This window comes from Kribbella sp. NPDC051718 (assembly GCF_040681515.1).
In the GTDB taxonomy this organism is placed as follows: Bacteria; Actinomycetota; Actinomycetes; order Propionibacteriales; family Kribbellaceae; genus Kribbella.
In genome coordinates this window covers 140,007-157,423 of the sequence record NZ_JBFAYZ010000005.1, presented here as the reverse complement: position 1 = coordinate 157,423, position 17,417 = coordinate 140,007, and the positions used below count along the sequence as shown (strand labels likewise).

Annotated in this window: 14 protein-coding genes; 9 read left to right on the top strand and 5 right to left on the bottom strand. The window is 67.7% G+C overall.

What is annotated here, in order from left to right; genetic code table 11:
• Nucleotides 1–100: 100 nt before the first annotated feature.
• Nucleotides 101–1,498, bottom strand: a complete 1,398-nt coding sequence (gene lpdA / locus AB0M15_RS19950) for a dihydrolipoyl dehydrogenase (protein WP_363820687.1) — start codon at nucleotides 1,496–1,498, stop codon at nucleotides 101–103.
• Nucleotides 1,499–1,725: 227 nt separating this feature from the next.
• Between lpdA and AB0M15_RS19945 the strand changes: the two genes are divergently transcribed.
• The 4 genes from AB0M15_RS19945 to AB0M15_RS19930 all read left to right on the top strand — a co-directional run bounded on the left by AB0M15_RS19945 (nucleotide 1,726) and on the right by AB0M15_RS19930 (nucleotide 6,301).
• Nucleotides 1,726–3,852 carry a peptidoglycan DD-metalloendopeptidase family protein gene (locus AB0M15_RS19945; RefSeq protein WP_363820684.1) on the top strand — a complete coding sequence of 709 codons (2,127 nt, stop codon included), beginning with the start codon at nucleotides 1,726–1,728 and terminating at the stop codon, nucleotides 3,850–3,852.
• 61 nt (nucleotides 3,853–3,913) lie between these two features.
• The gene (locus tag AB0M15_RS19940; protein WP_363820682.1) at nucleotides 3,914–4,381 is read left to right on the top strand and encodes a M15 family metallopeptidase; all 468 of its coding nucleotides are present in this window, start codon (nucleotides 3,914–3,916) and stop codon (nucleotides 4,379–4,381) included.
• Nucleotides 4,382–4,398: 17 nt separating this feature from the next.
• On the top strand, nucleotides 4,399–4,857 hold the full coding sequence (locus AB0M15_RS19935) for a PGPGW domain-containing protein (protein WP_344836719.1): 459 nt from the start codon (nucleotides 4,399–4,401) through the stop codon (nucleotides 4,855–4,857).
• Between the two features lie 43 nt (nucleotides 4,858–4,900).
• A complete protein-coding gene (locus AB0M15_RS19930) occupies nucleotides 4,901–6,301 on the top strand; it encodes an MFS transporter (protein WP_363820678.1) in 1,401 nt (466 codons plus the stop codon).
• On the opposite strand, the gene AB0M15_RS19925 is transcribed toward AB0M15_RS19930, so the two are convergent.
• Nucleotides 6,197–7,372: an FAD-dependent monooxygenase gene (locus AB0M15_RS19925; protein WP_363820675.1), complete on the bottom strand. Its 1,176-nt coding sequence runs from the start codon at nucleotides 7,370–7,372 to the stop codon at nucleotides 6,197–6,199. The genes AB0M15_RS19930 and AB0M15_RS19925 overlap by 105 nt on opposite strands.
• Nucleotides 7,373–7,470: 98 nt before the next feature.
• On the opposite strand from AB0M15_RS19925, the gene AB0M15_RS19920 reads away from it, so the two are divergent.
• On the top strand, nucleotides 7,471–8,154 hold the full coding sequence (locus AB0M15_RS19920) for a TetR/AcrR family transcriptional regulator (protein WP_363820673.1): 684 nt from the start codon (nucleotides 7,471–7,473) through the stop codon (nucleotides 8,152–8,154).
• Here the strand turns inward: AB0M15_RS19920 and AB0M15_RS19915 are convergent.
• Nucleotides 8,141–9,019 (bottom strand): AraC family transcriptional regulator, encoded by an 879-nt coding sequence (locus AB0M15_RS19915; RefSeq protein WP_363820671.1) that lies wholly within the window; start codon nucleotides 9,017–9,019, stop codon nucleotides 8,141–8,143. The two genes, AB0M15_RS19920 and AB0M15_RS19915, sit on opposite strands and share 14 nt — an antisense overlap.
• Nucleotides 9,020–9,144: 125 nt before the next feature.
• Between AB0M15_RS19915 and AB0M15_RS19910 the strand changes: the two genes are divergently transcribed.
• Genes AB0M15_RS19910 through AB0M15_RS19895 form a run of 4 tightly spaced genes read left to right on the top strand, consistent with a single transcriptional unit; the run spans nucleotide 9,145 to nucleotide 15,036 of the window.
• Nucleotides 9,145–11,922, top strand: a complete 2,778-nt coding sequence (locus AB0M15_RS19910; protein ID WP_363820668.1) for a family 78 glycoside hydrolase catalytic domain — start codon at nucleotides 9,145–9,147, stop codon at nucleotides 11,920–11,922.
• A 16-nt stretch (nucleotides 11,923–11,938) separates the two neighbouring features.
• Entirely contained in the window at nucleotides 11,939–13,261 is a 1,323-nt protein-coding gene (locus tag AB0M15_RS19905) for an extracellular solute-binding protein (protein WP_363820665.1), read from the top strand.
• A 3-nt stretch (nucleotides 13,262–13,264) separates the two neighbouring features.
• Nucleotides 13,265–14,188, top strand: a complete 924-nt coding sequence (locus tag AB0M15_RS19900; protein WP_363820662.1) for a sugar ABC transporter permease — start codon at nucleotides 13,265–13,267, stop codon at nucleotides 14,186–14,188.
• Nucleotides 14,185–15,036 carry a carbohydrate ABC transporter permease gene (locus AB0M15_RS19895; protein ID WP_363820659.1) on the top strand — a complete coding sequence of 284 codons (852 nt, stop codon included), beginning with the start codon at nucleotides 14,185–14,187 and terminating at the stop codon, nucleotides 15,034–15,036. Before AB0M15_RS19900 ends, AB0M15_RS19895 begins: the two co-directional genes overlap by 4 nt.
• 589 nt (nucleotides 15,037–15,625) lie before the next feature.
• Here the strand turns inward: AB0M15_RS19895 and AB0M15_RS19890 are convergent.
• A complete protein-coding gene (locus AB0M15_RS19890; protein ID WP_363820656.1) occupies nucleotides 15,626–16,240 on the bottom strand; it encodes a class I SAM-dependent methyltransferase in 615 nt (204 codons plus the stop codon).
• Nucleotides 16,241–16,274: 34 nt separating this feature from the next.
• Nucleotides 16,275–17,414 carry an aminotransferase class V-fold PLP-dependent enzyme gene (locus tag AB0M15_RS19885; protein ID WP_363820654.1) on the bottom strand — a complete coding sequence of 380 codons (1,140 nt, stop codon included), beginning with the start codon at nucleotides 17,412–17,414 and terminating at the stop codon, nucleotides 16,275–16,277.
• Nucleotides 17,415–17,417: the final 3 nt, after the last annotated feature.

Here is a 17,417-nt window from a genome sequence, read left to right as displayed (position 1 = left end):
TGGCACCGACCTCCACCACCAGCAACCCTCGCTCGACGAACGGTGAGCAACACGAGGGGGCCCCGGACCAGTGGTCCGGGGCCCCCTCGTCGCAGCGGGATCAGAAGTTGATCATGTGGCCTTCAAGGCCGTGGAAGGCCTCTTGGAGCGCCTCGCTGAGGGTTGGGTGGGCGTGGACGTTGCGGGCCAGTTCCTTGGTGGTCAGGTCCCACTTCTGAGCCAGGGTCAGCTCGGGGAGGAGCTCGGTGACCTCGGGGCCGATCAGGTGGGCGCCGAGCAGTTCGCCGTACTTCGCGTCGGCGATCACCTTGACGAAACCGTTCGGGTCGCCGAGGCCGTGCGCCTTGCCGTTGGCGGTGAAGGGGAACTTCGCGACCTTGACCTCGAAGCCCTCCAGCCGGGCCTGCTCCTCGGTCCAGCCGAAGCTGGCGATCTGCGGCTGGCAGAAGGTCGCCCGCGGGATCATCACGTAGTCGAGCTCCATCGTCTCGACCCCGGCGATGGTCTCGGCCGCGATCACGGCCTGCGCCTCGGCCGCGTGCGCCAGCATCAGCTTCGCGTTCACGTCGCCGATCGCGAAGATGTTCGGCACGTTCGTCCGCAGGAAGCCGTCGACGCCGATCGCACCGCGCCCGGTCAGCGCGACCCCGATCTTGTCCAGGCCGTAGCCGTCGACGCGCGGCTGGAAGCCGATCGCCTGCAGCACCTTGTCGGCCTCCAGTGTCTGCTGCGCGCCGTCCTTGCCGGTGACGGTGACCTTCACCTTGTCGCCGGAGTCGTCGATCGAGTCGACCCGGGTGCCGGTGAGCACGTCGACACCGAGCTTCTTGTACGCCTTGGCGAGCTCCTTGGAGACCTCGATGTCCTCCAGCGGGACCATCCGGTCGAGGAACTCGACGATCGTCACCTTCACGCCGTAGTTGGCCAGCACGTAGGCGAACTCGACACCGATCGCGCCGGCGCCGGCGATCACGATGCTGCCCGGCAGCTCCTCGGTGAGGATCTGCTCCTCGTACGTGACGACCCGCTCGCTCAGCTGGGTGCCCGGCAGCAGCTTGGTGGTGGCGCCGGTGGCGATGATGCAGTTGTCGAAGGTGACGGTTTCGGAGCTGCCGTCGTTCAGCGCCACGTCGAGGGTGTTCGCGTCGACGAACGAGCCCCACCCGTCGAACTCGGTGATGTTGTTCTTCTTCATCAGGAAGTGCACGCCCTTGACGCGGCCGTCGGCCACCTTCCGGCTGCGCTGCACGGCCGTCGGGAAGTCGAAGCTCACCTCGCCGCTGATGCCGAAGGTCTTCGCCTCCTTGCGGAAGATGTGCGCCAGCTCGGCGTTGCGCAGCAGCGCCTTGGACGGGATGCAGCCCACGTTCAGGCAGACACCGCCCCAGTACTTCTTCTCGATGATGGCGGTTTTGAGCCCGAGCTGGGCGGCGCGGATCGCCGCGACATACCCACCCGGTCCGGCGCCGAGGACAACAACGTCAAAGTGCGAGGCCATGACTGAAATCCTAGTCGCTGGCACCAGCGGATCCCGCCTCGGGCCGGGGTGGGTGACGACGGTCACCATCGGGCAGTGTGTCCTGCCTCATCGTCACGGACGGTGAGCTGGGGTTCCGTCAGGACCGTCCGACGCCTACGCTGGGGCACGCATGGGGGATGTCCTCCTTCCGTGCGCGCGTGAGGCGCCCTGTGGCAGGGATACGGAATACGAGGACTGGGGGCTCGATGCTGGGCAACGGCCGGAGACTGCGGCTCGCCGCACTCGGCGCGGTGATGGCAGTCGTAGCGCTGCCGACGTATGCCGCGTTCGCCGACCAGACCCCACCTCCACCGGCCTCCGTGACGGATGTGAACCGGTCGCTGGAGCAGCTCCAAGCCGAGGCTGCCGAGATCCAGCTCGACGTCGCCAAGGCCACTGTCGCCTACACGAACGCGCTCAAGACCGCGCAGACCGCCGAGGCCGCGGCCAAGAAGGCCGAGGCGTTCGCGAACAACACCAAGAACAAGTCGCAGGACGAGCGCCGCCGCCTCGGCCTGCTGACCGCCCAGGCGTACCAGCTCGGCATCCCGACCGTCCTGGGCACCGAGTCGATGCTCTGGTCCCTCGCGCCGGTCGCGGAGAACCTGCAGGAAATCGCCGACCGCCAGACCGCCATCCGGCAACTCGGCAGCACCCAGGTCGCGCAGTACAACGCAGCCACGGCAGCAGAGTCCACAGCCGGTACTGCGGCCGCTGACGCGGCAACCAAGCGTGCTGCAGCCGACGAGGCCAACAAGAAGGCCACCGAGCTCGGCAAGACCGTCCGGGAGAAGGCCGCCAGCGCAGCGATGGCCATGGAAGGCCAACTCGCCGACCTGGCCGGTGCTACCGAGCTGTCCAAGCAACTGCAGACCACTCGCAACCAGCAGGCCCTCGCCAACTGGCAGACGTACCTGGCCGAGTTGACCGCAGCGAAGGTGAAGGCGCCGGCCGCTGCCGCCATCAGGAGCCCGTTCGACCTACCGCATGGCCTGCTGCAGTACAAGGTCGCCAAGGCGCCCGTGCCCGGTGTGGCGGCTGTCGTCAGCAGTGGGCGCCCGCTGCGCGTCCTGTCGGCCGAGACGATCCGCGCGGTCAACCAGGCCTTCTCACTGATGGGCAAGCCGTACGGCGTCGGCGGTACCGGCCCGGACAAGTACGGATGTCTCGGCGCTGCACGAGCCGCCTGGCAGCCGTACACGACCCTCGCCGGGCTCGCGACCAGCGTCTACGCGAACTACCAGAAGGTGCCGGTCAGCCAGATCCAGCCCGGCGACATCCTCCTGATGGGCAGCCGGTCCGTGGGCCTCTTCCACGTCGGTATCGCCCTCGACAACGCCGAGATGATCGCTGCCGACGAGGCCAAGGGCTCGGTAGCCGTCAGCTCGATCCCCGACAGTATGTACGCCGCGCTGCGCCCGACTCTCGGCAAGCCGCTGAAGGCCCAGGTCGCCCCTGCCACCACACCGGCCGCAGCGACCTTCCGCTGTGGCAACACGGCGACCACGGTTGACGTCGGCACCGGCGGCTGGACCTGGCCGCTGGCCGAGGGCACCTACGAGATCGGTACGCCGTTCGGCCAGGCAGGTGCGCTGTGGTCCAGCGGCTTCCACACCGGCCAGGACTTCGTGGCACCGGTCGGGACGAATGTCCGGGCGGTCACCGCCGGTACCGTGCGGATCGAACACCCGGCCTGGGCCGGCAACCTGGTCCGCATCGACCACGGCAACGGGCTCGAGACGCTCTACGCGCACCTGAGCCGCATCGACGTCGCTGACGGCACACATGTGTCGGCCGGACAGCAGATCGGTGCCGTGGGCACCGAAGGCAACTCCACCGGGCCGCACCTGCACTTCGAAGTACGGCTCGGCGGTGACGCGGTGAACCCGATGCCGTTCCTCGCGACTGGTGGCACGAGCACTGGCTGGGGTGGCTACAGCAACGGTCTGATCCCGCAGTCGCAGCTCTGCGGCATCGGTGGCGCGCACATGCTGCGTTGCGATGCAGCAGCGGCGTACCAGCAGCTGTCCAGCGCGTTCCGGCAGGCGTTCGGCAAGAACCTCTGCATCACCGACTCCTACCGCTCGTACTCGGCACAGGTCGACCTGTACGGCCGCAAGCCGTCCCTGGCAGCCCTGCCCGGCACGTCGAACCACGGCTGGGGTGTGGCCGTCGACCTCTGCGGCGGCATCGACAAGTTCGGCACTGCGCAGTACGAGTGGATGACTGCCCACGCACCCGCATACGGCTGGGTCCACCCCGACTGGGCGCGCCAGGGCGGCAACCGCGAAGAGCCTTGGCACTGGGAGTTCGGCAAACCGCGCAGTGCGTAGTCGTCTCCTCCCCTGGCTCCGGAAACACCGCTGGTCGACCGCTGCCTGCTCCTTACTGCTGGTGGCGATCCTCGGAGTCATAGCAACGCCGTACCTGTCCGCCTTCGGCACAGCCGACGGTTGGCGGGGCTACGGCAACGGCAAGATGCCCGCCGACCAGCTCTGCCGCGTCGCGCCCGGCCACAAGCTGCGCTGCGATGCGGCAGCGGCGTACGGGGAGCTTGCCGCGGCCTACAAGGCTGACTTCCACACCGAGCTGTGCATCACCGACTCCTATCGGCCATACCGGTCGCAGATCGATCTGCTGCGCCGCAAGCCGACGCTGGCCGCCTTCCCCGGTACTTCGAACCACGGGTGGGGGTTGGCCGTCGACCTGTGTGACGGCATCAACGACTTCGGGACTCCGCAGTACGAGTGGATGACCGCCCACGCGGCCGCCTACGGATGGGTGCATCCGGAGTGGGCTCGCGAAGGGGGCTCGCGGCAAGAGCCGTGGCATTGGGAATTCGCCGGGGATTCGGTCCGATGACCACGTAGGCTGGGGTTGTGGCCGAGCAGACCAGTCCCGACCGCACGGACGACAACATCACGCTGGACGCCCAGGACGACCGCTGGGAGTGGCGGCGGAAGATCCGTGCGAACCCGCGCAAGCTCCTGATCTACCGGATCGGGATCGGCGTGCTGGGCGGCATCCTGATCATCGCGGCTCCGCTGACCGGGTGGCTGCCCGGGCCGGGCGGGATCCCGTTGTTCATCGCGGGTCTGGCCGTGCTGGCCAGTGAGTTCGAGTGGGCGCAGCGACTGCTCTACCGGGTCAAGGACTGGGTCAAGGCGCTCACCACCTGGACCGGCAAGCAGCCGGCCTGGCTGAAGGCGCTCGGTACGGTCGCGCTGTTCGTCTGCGTGCTCGTCGCGATCTGGCTCTACCTGGCGGTGCTCGGCGTACCGGGCTGGCTGCCGGACTCGTGGGAGTCGTTCCTGCACAAGCTGCCGCTGCTCGAGTAACACGCTTGCCTTCACATCAGTGTGAGGGTTTGAGAATGGCGGCATGACCCGCTCGAAGTCCGCCACCTTGGCTGTGCTGTCCGTCGCCCAGTTCCTGATCGCGCTCGACTACTCGATCATCTACATCGCACTGCCGAGCATCGCGACCGACCTGAGCCTCGAGCCGGCCCTCGCGCAGTGGGTGATCAGCGCGTACGCCGTCCTGTTCGCCGGCTTCCTCGTGGTCGGCGGGCGACTCACGGACCGGCTGGGCGCCAAGCGGTTGTTCGTCGCGGCGATCATCGGCTTCGGCTTGGCCAGCGCGGTCGGCGGCATCGCCCAGGACGGCACGGTGCTGCTAGCTGCCCGCGGTGCCCAAGGACTCTTCGCGGCACTGCTCCAACCGGCGGTCATCGGTTTGATCGGTAATACGTTCGCCGCCGGCCCCGCCCGGAGCCGCGCACTGGCCGTGTGGGGCTCGGTCGGCGCATCGGGACTGGCCGCCGGGGCAATCCTCGGCGGCGTCCTCACCAGCGCGTCCTGGCGACTCACCTTCCTGGTGAACGTCCCACTCACCCTGCTGGCAGCGCTGGGCGCCGTCACATGGATCCACACTCCATCAAGCCGGCTCGCCTCACGTGTCCCTCTCATCGCCTCCGCGCTCGGCACTGCGACAGTCCTGGCGCTGGTGATCGGCCTGACGCTCGGCACCGACCACCCGACCGCCGCAGCGGTCAGCCTTGCCCTTGCAGTCGTCTTCCTCATGACCTTCGTCCGCAACGAAGGCAGGTCTCGCAATGCGTTGATCGAGCGGGCGCTGCGTAGTACCGGCTCGTTGAAGGCAGGGGCTGCGGCCACGGCGCTCTACATGGCCAGCGTCGGCTCGGAGTTCTACGTCCTCACGTTGCTACTGCAATCGCAGAAGGGCTACACGCCTCTCCAAGCGGGCTTGGCGTTCCTGCCTCTCGCAATACTCGTCACCATCGGCAACACCGCCGCCGAGCGCTCCGTACGCCGGTATGGCCCAGCCGCCGTCCTCGCAGCGGGATTCGCGATCGCCGCTGCCGGGCTGCTCTGGCTAGCCCTCGCACTGGACGGCTCGTACGCCGGCAGCCTGCTGCCCAGCCTACTGCTCAGCGGCTTCGGCCACGGCGTCATCTACACCTGCATGTTCATCATCGGCACCCACGACGTAGCGCAGGAGCAGCAAGGCACTGCGGGTGCGCTGCTGACGACCTCGCAGTACCTCGCAGGAGCACTGACCATCGCTGTACTGACGCTAGTGCTCACCGACTCCCCCGGACCGGCAGAGTTCCGGACCGCCTTCCTGCTGACCACTGCGGCCGCGGCCGCAGGCGCGCTACTGGCGTTGCGTCGCTACCTCGTAGTCGCGGATGACGAAGTCGCTACTGACCTTCTGGCCAACCCGAAGCATCTGGTCGAGCAGGAACGGTGTGCCGAGTAGGCGGTTGCGGGCAGCGATCCCGAAGCGGGTCCTCGGCGCCAGGAACTTCCCCGTCCGGTTCCCGCCGCTCTGGCATGCCCGGACGGGTTTGCGCAGCTGCCTCTCGTACGCGGCGAACGCCGCCACATGGTTGCCGTCAGCTGCAGCCAGCTCACCAGCGAGGATGTAGGCGGCGACGATCGCAGTACCGGTCCCCATGCCACCCACTGTCGCGCCGTAGCCCGCATCGCCGACCAACGCGATCCGGCCGTCCGACCAGCGATCGACGTCGACCCGGCTGATCGAGTCGAAGTACAGCTCGGTGCAGTCGTCCAGGCCGTCGAGGATCGCGGGCACCTTCCAGCCGATATCTGAGTAGGCGGACCGTAGGATCTCCTTCTGCTGTTGAGGATTCCGGCGATCGTAGGTCAGCTCCGGCGAGGCGAAGACGAACATCGCGCCTGCCTTGGCCGGATCCCGGTGATCCATCCCGACACTCGCCAGCCGGCCCGGCACGTTGTACATCAGCCCGTCCCGCTCGATCCCGAACGAGTTCTGCAGATCCCACCCGGCGATGTAGTACCCCAGATGCCTGACGTGATCGCGACCGAACACCAGCCGGCGCACGACAGAGTGCATCCCATCAGCCCCGAACACCAGGTCGTACGTCGAAGCCATACCGCTCTCGAACGTCACGTCCACCCCACCGCCATGCTGCTCCATCGACGCGATCGAGTCACCGAACCTGTACTCCGCCGACGAGCGACTGTGCTCGTACAGCACCTGCGACAGGTCGGACCGCAGCACCTCGAGCTCTCCCCCGGCGAACTCCGGCGGCAGCCGCAGCACCTGCCGGCCGTCCTCGTCGACGAACCGCATCGCCGTGCCACCCGTCTGCCGGTCGCGCAGCTCGTCGAGCACTCCCATCCGCTCAAGCACGACCTTGTTCGCACTCCCCCGGAAGTCGACTGCATAGCCACCCTTGCGCAGCGCCGGCGCCAACTCGACCACTGTCACCTGATGGCCGTATCGCCCCAGCCAGTACGCCAACGCCGGACCGGCGACACTCGCCCCCGAGATCAGAACCTTCATCCCACACCCTCCGATTGCACTGTGTCCATCGGACACTGTTTCGATAATGTGTATGGTAGACACAGTTCAATCGCCACCACAAGCCAGGAGTCGCCGCGATGATCAACCTGCTCTGGGGTGACCCGCCGCCGCCCACCCGCGGCCCCAAGCCGGCGATGACCGTGGAGGGCATCACCAAGGCGGCGATCGCGATCGCCGACACCGACGGTCTCGACGCCGTCTCGATGCAGCGCGTCGCGGCCGACTTGTCGTTCACGAAGATGGCGCTCTACCGCTATGTCGGCGGCAAGGCCGAGCTGGTGTCCCTGATGACCGACCGCGCGATGGGCCTGCCACCCCACCACCCGCCGCGGCCGTGGCGCCAGGCGCTGATGGACTGGGCGATGGACCTGTACGCCACCTTCGAGCGGCACCCTTGGCTGCTGCTCTCCACGGTCGGCCGGCGCGCCCTCGGGCCGAACGAACTCACCTGGATGGACTTCGGCGTACGGGCCCTGATGGAGACCGGGCTGACCGGCGGTGAGCAGATGGACGCGCTGCTGACCATTGCCGGGCAGGTCCGGACGATCGCCCATCAGAGCCTCACCCTGCCGGGCGGCACGATCGGTATCTCGGAAGAAAACATCACCTCGGCGCTAGCCGAGATCCTGGCGACTCAGCCCGACCGCTTCCCGGGCCTGGCAGCCGCTATGCAGTCGGTGGCGGGCAGTGAGAACCAGGGCCTCGACTTCGGCCTCAATCGGATCCTGGACGGACTCGAAGTACTGATCAAGCGCGGGTGAAGCGGGCGCGGTACATGGTTGCGCTCAATCCGTAGTGGGACTTGAAACGGCGGGCGAAGTAGTTCTGGTCGGGCCAGCCGACAGCCTCGCCGATCCGGTTGATGGGCTCGTCCGTGTGCAGCAGCCGGTCCGCCGCCAACTCGACGCGATGCCGGGACAGGTAGGCCATCGGTGGGAGCCCTGTCGATGACTTGAACAGACGGACCAGATAGCCGGGCACCAGATGTAACTCAGCGGCCAGTTCGGTCAGCGTCCAGTGGTGGGCCGGATCGGCCTCCATCAACCTCATCGCCGTCAGTACGGCCGGATGCGCTGGCCTGGTCGAGCCGACGAGTTCACCGGCCAGCGCACGAGCCAGGCAGCTCAGGAACAGCGACAGCCGACCTACGACGTCACCGCGATGCAGGTCGAGCGGCCGGGCGCGCAGATCCTCCAGATGCTCCAGCTGGCTGATGCACTCCTCCATCGGAATCTCGTCGAGGTGTCCCGTCAGCACTCCGCGCCGGCGGGCCGAGTTCGGACCGGTCCAGAGCAGGTAGCCGAGCAATGCGTCCTCGCGGGTCCAGGCCAGCTCGTGCTGCAGCAGGTCGGCGGAGAAGCAGCAGTTGAACATGTCCAGGCCGTCGCAGCCGTCGTACCCGTGCCACACGCCCGGACGCAGCAGCAACACGTCGCCGACACTCAGCTCCTGATACCCGGCCGGGCTGTGGTGCACTCCGGTGCCACCCGTCACGACGGCCACCTCGAAGAAGCTGTGGGTGTGCACGGGATGGGTGCCCTCGTGCACGAAGTGGCCCGAGTAGGCGTAGGCGCCGTCGATGAAGTACAGCAGCGTTCCGGCGTTCTCGATCGGCGGCTCGGTCATAGTCCAACATACGAGCCGAGGTGCATTTCGTGCTACCTCCGGTGCACTCCGGACTATCGGCTGCCCAGTGCGCGTCGCAGGATCGATGAAACATCGAATGAATCGTTTCACGCGTTGGGAGCACAATGACCCGTCCTGCTGCCGCACCCGTGTCCATCCGCTTCGAACACCGCGCCAGCCCGGCCCTAGGCCTCGGTGTTGCATCGCCCCGGCTCTCCTGGCAGGTACCGGCCGCGGCCGACGACTACCACCAGGCCGCCTACGAGATAGAACTGGCTTCAGGCGAGGTCCACACCGTCCAGTCAGCAGAACAGGTACTGGTCCCCTGGCCCGGTACGCCGTTGACTTCCCGCCAGCGAACCGCCGTCCGAGTCAGAGTCAGCGACGGGGTCGACTGGAGCGACTGGAGCGAACCAGCAGTCGTCGAGGCCGGCCTGCTCAGTCCTGACGACTGGACAGCACGCTTCGTCAGCCCACGCGACATCGGCGCGCATGGCCGGCCCGCACCGATCGTCAGCGGCTCCACCACGCTGCCCGACGGCATAGTCAGCGCCCGCCTCTACGCGACCGCCCACGGCGTCTATCTGCCCTCGCTCAACGGCAACCGGGTCGGCGACGAGGAACTGGCGCCTGGCTGGACGGCGTACCAATACCGACTGCGCTACCAGTCCTACGACGTCACCGACCTGGTACGACCCGGCGAGAACACCCTGGACTTCCTGCTGGGCAACGGCTGGTACCGCGGCCGTCTCGGCTTCCAGAACCAGCAGGCCCTGTACGGCGATCGCCTGGCCGTCCTGGCGCAACTGGAGGTCACCACCGCCGACGGCGAGACCCACGTGTTCGCCAGCGACGACTGCTGGACCGCCCGTGAAAGCCAGATCCTCGCCGACGACCTCTATGACGGCCAGCGCTCCGACTTCACCTACACAGCGGCTGACCCAACGCCGGTAGACGTATTGGACGCGGACCTCGGCCTGCTGGTCGCCCCGGACGGCCCACCGGTTCGGATCACCGACGTATTGCCTGTCGTCGAGATCACCACCTCACCCACTGGCAAGACGCTCGTCGACTTCGGCCAGAACCTGGTCGGCCGGGTCCGCCTCCGGGTCCGCGGCGGAAACAGTGGCGACGAGGTCGTACTACGCCACGCCGAAGTACTCGAGAACGACGAACTCGGCGTCCGCCCACTCCGCACCGCCAAGGCCACCGACACGTACGTACTCGCCGGCCCCGAGGAGCGAACCCTCGAGTCGCCCCTCACCTTCCACGGCTTCCGCTACGCCGAGATCACCGGCGTCGACCACCTCGCCGAGGAGGATCTCGAAGCAGTCGTCCTCGGCTCCGACCTCCAGCGGACAGGCTGGTTCGAGTCGTCGAACGAGTTGCTCAACCGCTTCCACGAGAACGTCGTCTGGGGGATGCGCGGCAACTTCCTCGACGTCCCCACCGACTGCCCGCAGCGCGACGAGCGACTCGGCTGGACCGGCGACATCCAGGTCTTCTCCCCCACCGCTTCCTTCCTCTACGACAGTGCCGGCTTCCTCACCAGTTGGCTGGCCGACCTGGCCGCCGAGCAGCACAAGGACGGCTCGGTCCCCTTCGTCATCCCCGACGTACTCCGCGACGCCGGCCCATCGACCGCTGCCTGGGGTGACGCGGCAACGGTCGTCCCCTGGGTGCTCTACCAGCGCACCGGCGACCGGGACCTCCTGGTTCGGCAACTGCCGAGCATGCGGGCCTGGGTCGACCGGATGACCGACCTGGCCGGTGAGGACCTGCTCTGGTCGGGTGGCTTCCAGTTCGGCGACTGGCTGGACCCGACCGCTCCCCCGGAGAACCCGTTCCGAGCCAAGGTCGACCCGGATGTCCTTGCCACCGCGCACCTCGCCCGCTCGGCGGAGATCGTCGGCTGGGCGGCCGAGCTGGCAGGTGACGCCGACCTGGCCCGCCAGTACACCGACCTCGCGGCGAAGGTGCGCACGGCGTTCGCAGCGGAGTACACGACCGAGGGCGGCCGGGTGCTCAGCGACTCGACCACGGCGTACGCGATGGCTCTGCAGTGGGCGCTGCTGCCTACGGACGACCAGCGGAAGCGCGCTGGTCAGCGACTGGCCGACCTGGTCCGCATTGCCGGGTTCAGGATCAGTACTGGCTTCGTCGGTACGCCGTTGATGACGGACGCGCTGTCCGACGCGGGCGAGTCCGACCTGGCGTACAGACTGCTGCTGCAGACCGATTGCCCGTCCTGGCTCTATGCGGTGACCATGGGGGCCACCACCGTCTGGGAGCGGTACGACAGCATGCTTCCCGACGGGAGCATCAACCCCGGCGAGATGACGTCGTTCAACCACTACGCCCTCGGAGCGGTCGCCGACTGGATGCACCGACGAGTGGCCGGCCTCGCTGCCGGCTCACCCGGCTTCCGCGAGATCGTCGTCCACCCATTGCCTGCCGCACAGCTCACCCGAGCCGCCGCCCGCCACCTGACGCCGTACGGCGAGGCAAGCGTCGAGTGGACCCGCAGCGACGGCCACTTCCACCTCACGGCCGTCATCCCGGTCGGCGCGACCGCGACCGTTCACCTGCCCGACGGCAGCAGCGCTGTCGAAGTACGGCACGGCAAGCACGAATGGACTGTCGCCGACCCGTACTCCGACGTACCGCCGCTCGGGTCCGATGCGACCATCCGGCAGCTCATCGACCACGAGCCGAGCTGGCGGTCGATCGTGAGCACCACGGTGGACGCTGGTGTCGCCAGCGACGAGGCCCAGCTCGCCGGCCGGCTGGAGCGCTATCTCGACGCCCCGGCGACCAAGCTCGTCGATCTTGCCGGCGGCAACTTCTCGCCCGCGGCCGAGGCCGTCCGGGAACGTCTCGACTCCTTGCTCAACCCGCAGTGAACCGGAGGTCATCGACATGATCCGCTCACGTACGACCGCACTGGCCACCCTGGCTGTCGCCGCGCTCGCGCTGACCGCCTGCAGCGCGGGCAGCCTCGGCTCCAGCGACTCAGGTGGTGGCGGCGACGCCGTCACGCTCAACTTCCTCGTCGACAACGGCGAGCAGACGGTGAAGACGGCGGAGCAGCTCGGCAAGGACTTCGCCGCCAAGACTCCCGGCGTCACGGTCAAGGTCGAGACCCGCCCGGCCGGCAGCGAGGGCGACAACATCGTCAAGACCCGGCTCTCGACCGGCGACATGACCGATGTCTTCATGTACAACTCGGGCTCGCTGTTCCAGGCGATCGCGCCGCAGAAGAACCTCGTCCCGATGGGCGACCAGCCGTGGGGTGCCGGGCTGGACGACAACTTCAAGAGCACCGTCACCGCCGACGGCCAGATCTACGGCGCGCCGTACGGCGGCTTCATGGGTGGCGCGATCCTCTACAACAAGCCGGTCTACGCGCGACTCGGACTGCAGGTCCCGAAGACATGGGCCGAGTTCATGGCCAACAACGCCAAGATCAAGGCGGCCGGCATCACCCCGGTGATCCAGACCTACGGCGAGACCTGGACGTCACAGCTGTTCGTGCTCGGCGACTTCCACAACGTCGCGGCGGCCGAACCGGACTTCGCCGACAAGTACACGAAGAACCAAGCGAAGTACGGCACCTCGGCGACTGCCCGGAAGGGATTCGAGCACCTCCAGCAGGTGCACGACCTCGGCTACGAGAACAAGGACTTCGCCTCGGCCAAGCTGCCGGACGGCCTGAAGTTGCTTGCCCAGGGCAAGGGTGCGCACTACCCGATCCTGTCGGCGGTGGTCAGCGACCTGGCGGCCACCTACCCGGCGTCGACGAAGGATGTCGGCCTGTTCGCCATCCCCGGTGACGACGCCGCGAAGAACGGCCTGACTGTCTGGGCACCGGCCGGCGTCTACGTCCCGACCAGTACGACGGGCGCCAAACTCGACGCCGCCAAGAAGTTCCTCGGCTTCATCGCCAGCAAGGAGGGCTGCGACTCGCAGGCCAAGGCCGGTGCCGTGACCGGACCGTTCGCGGTGAAGGACTGCAAGCTGCCCGCCGACGTACCGCAGGTCGTCCAGGACATGCAGCCCTACATCGACAAGGAGGGCTCGTCGAGCCTCGCGCTGGAGTTCCTGTCGCCGGTGAAGGGCCCCTCGCTCGAGCAGATCACCGTCGAGGTCGGCTCCGGCATCCGCAAGGCCGCCGCCGGTGCCTCGCTCTACGACGAGGACGTCAAGAAGCAGGCCCAGCAGCTCGGCCTGGCGGGCTGGTGAGCCGTGGCCACGACGTCGATCCACACGTCCGCCAAGACCCGCACGGCCGTCGCCGGACGTGACCATGGCCGGCTGCGCAGCCCGTACTCGACCTGGTTCTACCTCCCGGCGGCCGTCGTCTACGGGGTGCTGTTCGCGATCCCGACCTTCGCGTCGTTCTACTTCAGCCTGACCCGCTGGAGCATCTTCGAGTCCAGGTTCATCGGGTTCGGAAACTTCACCACGTTCTTCCAGGAGCCCGCCCTGGTGAAGGGCTTCACCAACACGCTGATCTACGCGGTCGTCACGTCCGGTACGAAGGTCGTCCTCGGGTTGTTGCTGGCGGTCCTGCTCACCTCGCAGATCGTCGCCCGCGGCTACCTCCGGTCGGTGGTGTTCTTCCCCGTGCTGGTCTCCACGATCGGCGTCGGCCTGACCTTCACCGTCTTGATGAACCCCGAGCGCGGGCTGATCAACAGCGGGCTGTCGGTGCTCGGGATCGACGGGCCGGGGTGGCTCACCGATCCGAAGTACGCGCTGTTGTCGGTGGCACTGGTCGACGTGTGGAAGGGCGTCGGGTTGGCGACGCTGATCTACATCGCGGGGATCGTCTCGATTCCGGCGGAGTACCTGGAAGCGGCGAAGGTCGACGGCGCGACCGCGTGGCAGAGCTTCCGGCGGATCATCCTGCCGCTCGCCCGGCCGGCCACCGTGACGGTGATCATCTTGTCGCTGATCGGCGGGTTGCGATCGTTCGACCTGATCTGGGCGATGACGCGTGGCGGTCCGGGCTTCACGTCAGATGTGATCGCGTCGGTGATCTACAAGCAGTACCAGGCCGGGTTCTACGGCTTGTCGACCGCGGGCAACGTGGTCCTGTTCGTCGTGGTGACAGCGATCGTGCTGCCGTTGTCGCGGTTCCTCAACCGTAAGGAGGTGGAGCTGTGAGCACAGCCGTCGTCAGTGGCTCCCGCCCGCACCGGAACTATCTGCTCAGCGTGGTGGCGATCGTGGTCTCGATCGTCGTCTTCCTGGTGCCGTTCGCGTTCATCGTGCTGACCGCGGTCAAGGACCGCCAGCAGGCCTCCCTGCTGGACTTCTCCTGGCCGCACCAGTTCCACTTCGTCCAGAACTTCGTCGACGTGGTCAAGGCCCGCGACTACATGCTGATCATCGCGTTCATCAACAGCTCGATCCTGACCGTCGCCAGCGTGGCCGGGATGGTCGTCCTGGCCGCGATGGCCGCGTTCGTCCTGCAACGCAAGGCGAGCCGCTGGAACGGCCTGATCAACTTCCTGGTACTGGCCGGGCTGATCATCCCGCCGGCGGTGGTCCCGACGATCTGGGTACTGCAGCGGATCGGCCTCTTCCGCACGATGCCCGGCCTGATTCTGGTCGAGATCGCCTTTGGCCTGTCGTTCTGCGTACTGCTGTTCCGCGCCTTCGTGGCGACCATCCCGCGTGAGCTGGACGAAGCGGCGATCATCGACGGCGCCGGACCGCTCCGGTTGTTCTTCCAGGTGATCTTCCCGCTGCTGCGCTCCGTCATCGTGACGGTCGTGGTGGTCCAGTCGGTGGTCGTCTTCAACGACTTCGTCAACCCGCTGTACTTCCTGCCCGGCGACAAGAACGCGACCGTCCAGCTCACCCTCTACAACTTCTCCAGTCAGTTCACCACCCAGTACAACCTGCTGTTCATGAACATCCTGCTGATCACCATCCCACCGCTGGTGATGTTCCTGTTCTTCAACCGTCAGATCGTCGCCGGTATGACGGCCGGCGCCATCAAAGGCTGACCCTCGCCAACCACCAACCCTCGCCATAACGGCCGGCCTTGGTTGCCAGCAGCAATGACCGGATCGCCCCGCACGCACAACTCATCAGACAAACGCTTACCCCGGCGTGTCGGGCCGGTCCGCGAGGGTTGTGCATGCGCGGCGGCCCGCCCGAGGCCCGCCATCGCGGCGCGACAGGTGCCTTGGCGGGCATGCTCCTGTCGCGCGCCGCCGAAGGGCCCGATCCGGGCTCGGCTGGCGAGTTGATCGGCCGCTGGCGGGTCGGCTGGCGGGTTTTGTTACCGCTGGCGTGAAACTTGACGTCATCGGCCCCAAAACCTGCCAGCGGTCGAGCAAATAAGGTGTTCCGACCCCGCCCGGCGCCCGGCAGCCGGTCGCCCACCCCACAGGCCCCGCCCTACCCATCCCGGGCCGCAACACGGGTCGGCCGGGCCTGGTAGTGACCCTGCCGATTGTTGCCGGTCTTCCCAGCGGCTCCGGAACAGCTGCGTCCTTCCGACCAGGACACTCAAGCAGCCCGGCGACGCGAACCACAGTCCCTTGAACTGGGCAGACGCTCGCTGCCCGACCTACCGGAGCTCTCCGCTTCTCAGCTGCGGTAAAGGAGGTACCCCTGGGGCTGCTTCTCGAAGTCCAGCGGTGGGTGCGTGAAGGTGGCCAGTTCGGTGAAGCCGGCGGCGGTGAGTGCTTGCTGCACGTCGGCGACCTGGTACTGGAAGACGTCCAGCGACAGCGGATGACCGTAGGCCTGGTCGAGGTGGTAGCCCTCGGTGCCGATCTTCCAGGCGTGCAGCAGTAGGCCACCGGGCGCCAGCACGCGATGGATCTCGGCGAAGACCTTCGGCAACTCCTCCGGCGGGGTGTGAACGAGCGAGTACCACGCGAGCGCACCGCCGAGCTCGCCATCGGGCAGGTCCAAGTCGAGCAGGTCGCCGACGTCGAACCGCAGCTCCGGGTAGGCCTTGCGGGCGACCTCGACCATCCCCGGTGAGAGGTCGAGGCCGAAGGCGTCCAGCCCGCGCGAGGCCAGGTACGGCGTGATCCGGCCGGGACCGCAGCCGAGGTCGCCGACCCGGCCGGTGACGAGCTCGGCGAACAGGTCGAGCATCGCCCGGTCGTACGGGTTCTCCGCGAGGAAGTGGTCCAGCTGTTTCGCGTAGTCGGCGGCGGCGACGTCGTAGGACGCCCGGATGTCAGAGGTCATGGTCGAGGACGTTAGCGAAGGCCGCCGACAGAATTCAGAGCAGCGCGGGCAGCCACTCGGCCAGGCGGTGGTAGTCGTGGAGGCTGTTGTAGGCGTGGGCCGACAACCGGATGAAGACGCGGGTGTCGAAGCCGGTCAGGGTGATCTCGGCCTTCAGCTCGCGCGAGGCCTTCTCCTTGAACGCCTCCCCTGCGTCCGGCGAGCGCTCACCGGGGAACGGCAGCTCGACGAGGCGCATGGTCGCGGCGGGGTGGGCGACGTCGGCCACCGAGGTGCCGAGCGACTTGGCGAGGATTCGGGCGCCTTCGTCGACCAGGGTCGACAACTTGCTGCGGCGGCGGGGCCATTCGAGGTCTTCCAGGACTCGCAAGGACTCGGGGGCGGCGATCCACGCGGCGTAGTCGGCGGTGCCTTGCTGGTCGAAGCGCTCGGGGAGGCGTTCGTCGTACTCCGACCAGCTCACGATCAGCGGGCGGGTCGCCGTCCGCCATTGCTCTGCCACCACGAGCCCGGCCGTCGCGCGCGGGGCGGCCGGCCACTTGTGGAAGTTGCCGGTCCAGAAGTCGGCACCGTCCTCGGCGGGTGCGTCGAGCAGGGCCGGCGCGTGCGCCCCGTCGACGATCGACGGGATGCCGAGGGATCGGCACAGCGCAGCCAGACGACGGATCGGGAACACCATCGCGGTCGCCGAGCTGATCTGGTCGACGATCAGCGCCGCGGTCCGCTCGTCCAGCACCGCCTCGATGGCCGCGACCACGGCCTCGTCGTCGGCCTCCAGGGGCACGTCGACGATGACGACCTCAGCCTGGTTGGCCTTGGCGAAGCGCTCGGCGGCGTACCGGACCGCGCCGTACGCATGATTGGTCAGCACCAGCTTGCTGCCCGCAGGGATCGGGATCGTGCTGAGCGCGGCCGTCACGCCGGCGCTGGCGTTGGCGACCAGCGCGAAGCCCGCCGGGTCCGTCTGCAGGAAGGCCGCCAGCTCCAGCCGGCTCGCCGTCAGGCGCTCCGGGACCGAGCGGAACCAGCGCATCGGGTTCGCCTCGGTCTCGGCGCGCAGCAAGGCGAGCAGTTCCTGCGTACGCCGCGGGACGGCGCCGAACGAGCCGTGATTCAGGTGCAGGACGTCGGGGTCGAGGGTCCACAGGTCGGGGCGGGGGCTGAGTACCGTCACCGG

Excerpts from the sequence above, each read along its gene's own strand:
- lpdA (WP_363820687.1), bottom strand. The coding sequence starts at position 1,498 with ATGGCCTCGCACTTTGACGTTGTTGTCCTCGGCGCCGGACCGGGTGGG.
- AB0M15_RS19945 (WP_363820684.1), top strand. The coding sequence starts at position 1,726 with ATGCTGGGCAACGGCCGGAGACTGCGGCTCGCCGCACTCGGCGCGGTG.
- AB0M15_RS19930 (WP_363820678.1), top strand. The coding sequence starts at position 4,901 with ATGACCCGCTCGAAGTCCGCCACCTTGGCTGTGCTGTCCGTCGCCCAG.
- AB0M15_RS19925 (WP_363820675.1), bottom strand. The coding sequence starts at position 7,372 with ATGAAGGTTCTGATCTCGGGGGCGAGTGTCGCCGGTCCGGCGTTGGCG.
- AB0M15_RS19920 (WP_363820673.1), top strand. The coding sequence starts at position 7,471 with ATGATCAACCTGCTCTGGGGTGACCCGCCGCCGCCCACCCGCGGCCCC.
- AB0M15_RS19915 (WP_363820671.1), bottom strand. The coding sequence starts at position 9,019 with ATGACCGAGCCGCCGATCGAGAACGCCGGAACGCTGCTGTACTTCATC.
- AB0M15_RS19910 (WP_363820668.1), top strand. The coding sequence starts at position 9,145 with ATGACCCGTCCTGCTGCCGCACCCGTGTCCATCCGCTTCGAACACCGC.
- AB0M15_RS19905 (WP_363820665.1), top strand. The coding sequence starts at position 11,939 with ATGATCCGCTCACGTACGACCGCACTGGCCACCCTGGCTGTCGCCGCG.
- AB0M15_RS19890 (WP_363820656.1), bottom strand. The coding sequence starts at position 16,240 with ATGACCTCTGACATCCGGGCGTCCTACGACGTCGCCGCCGCCGACTAC.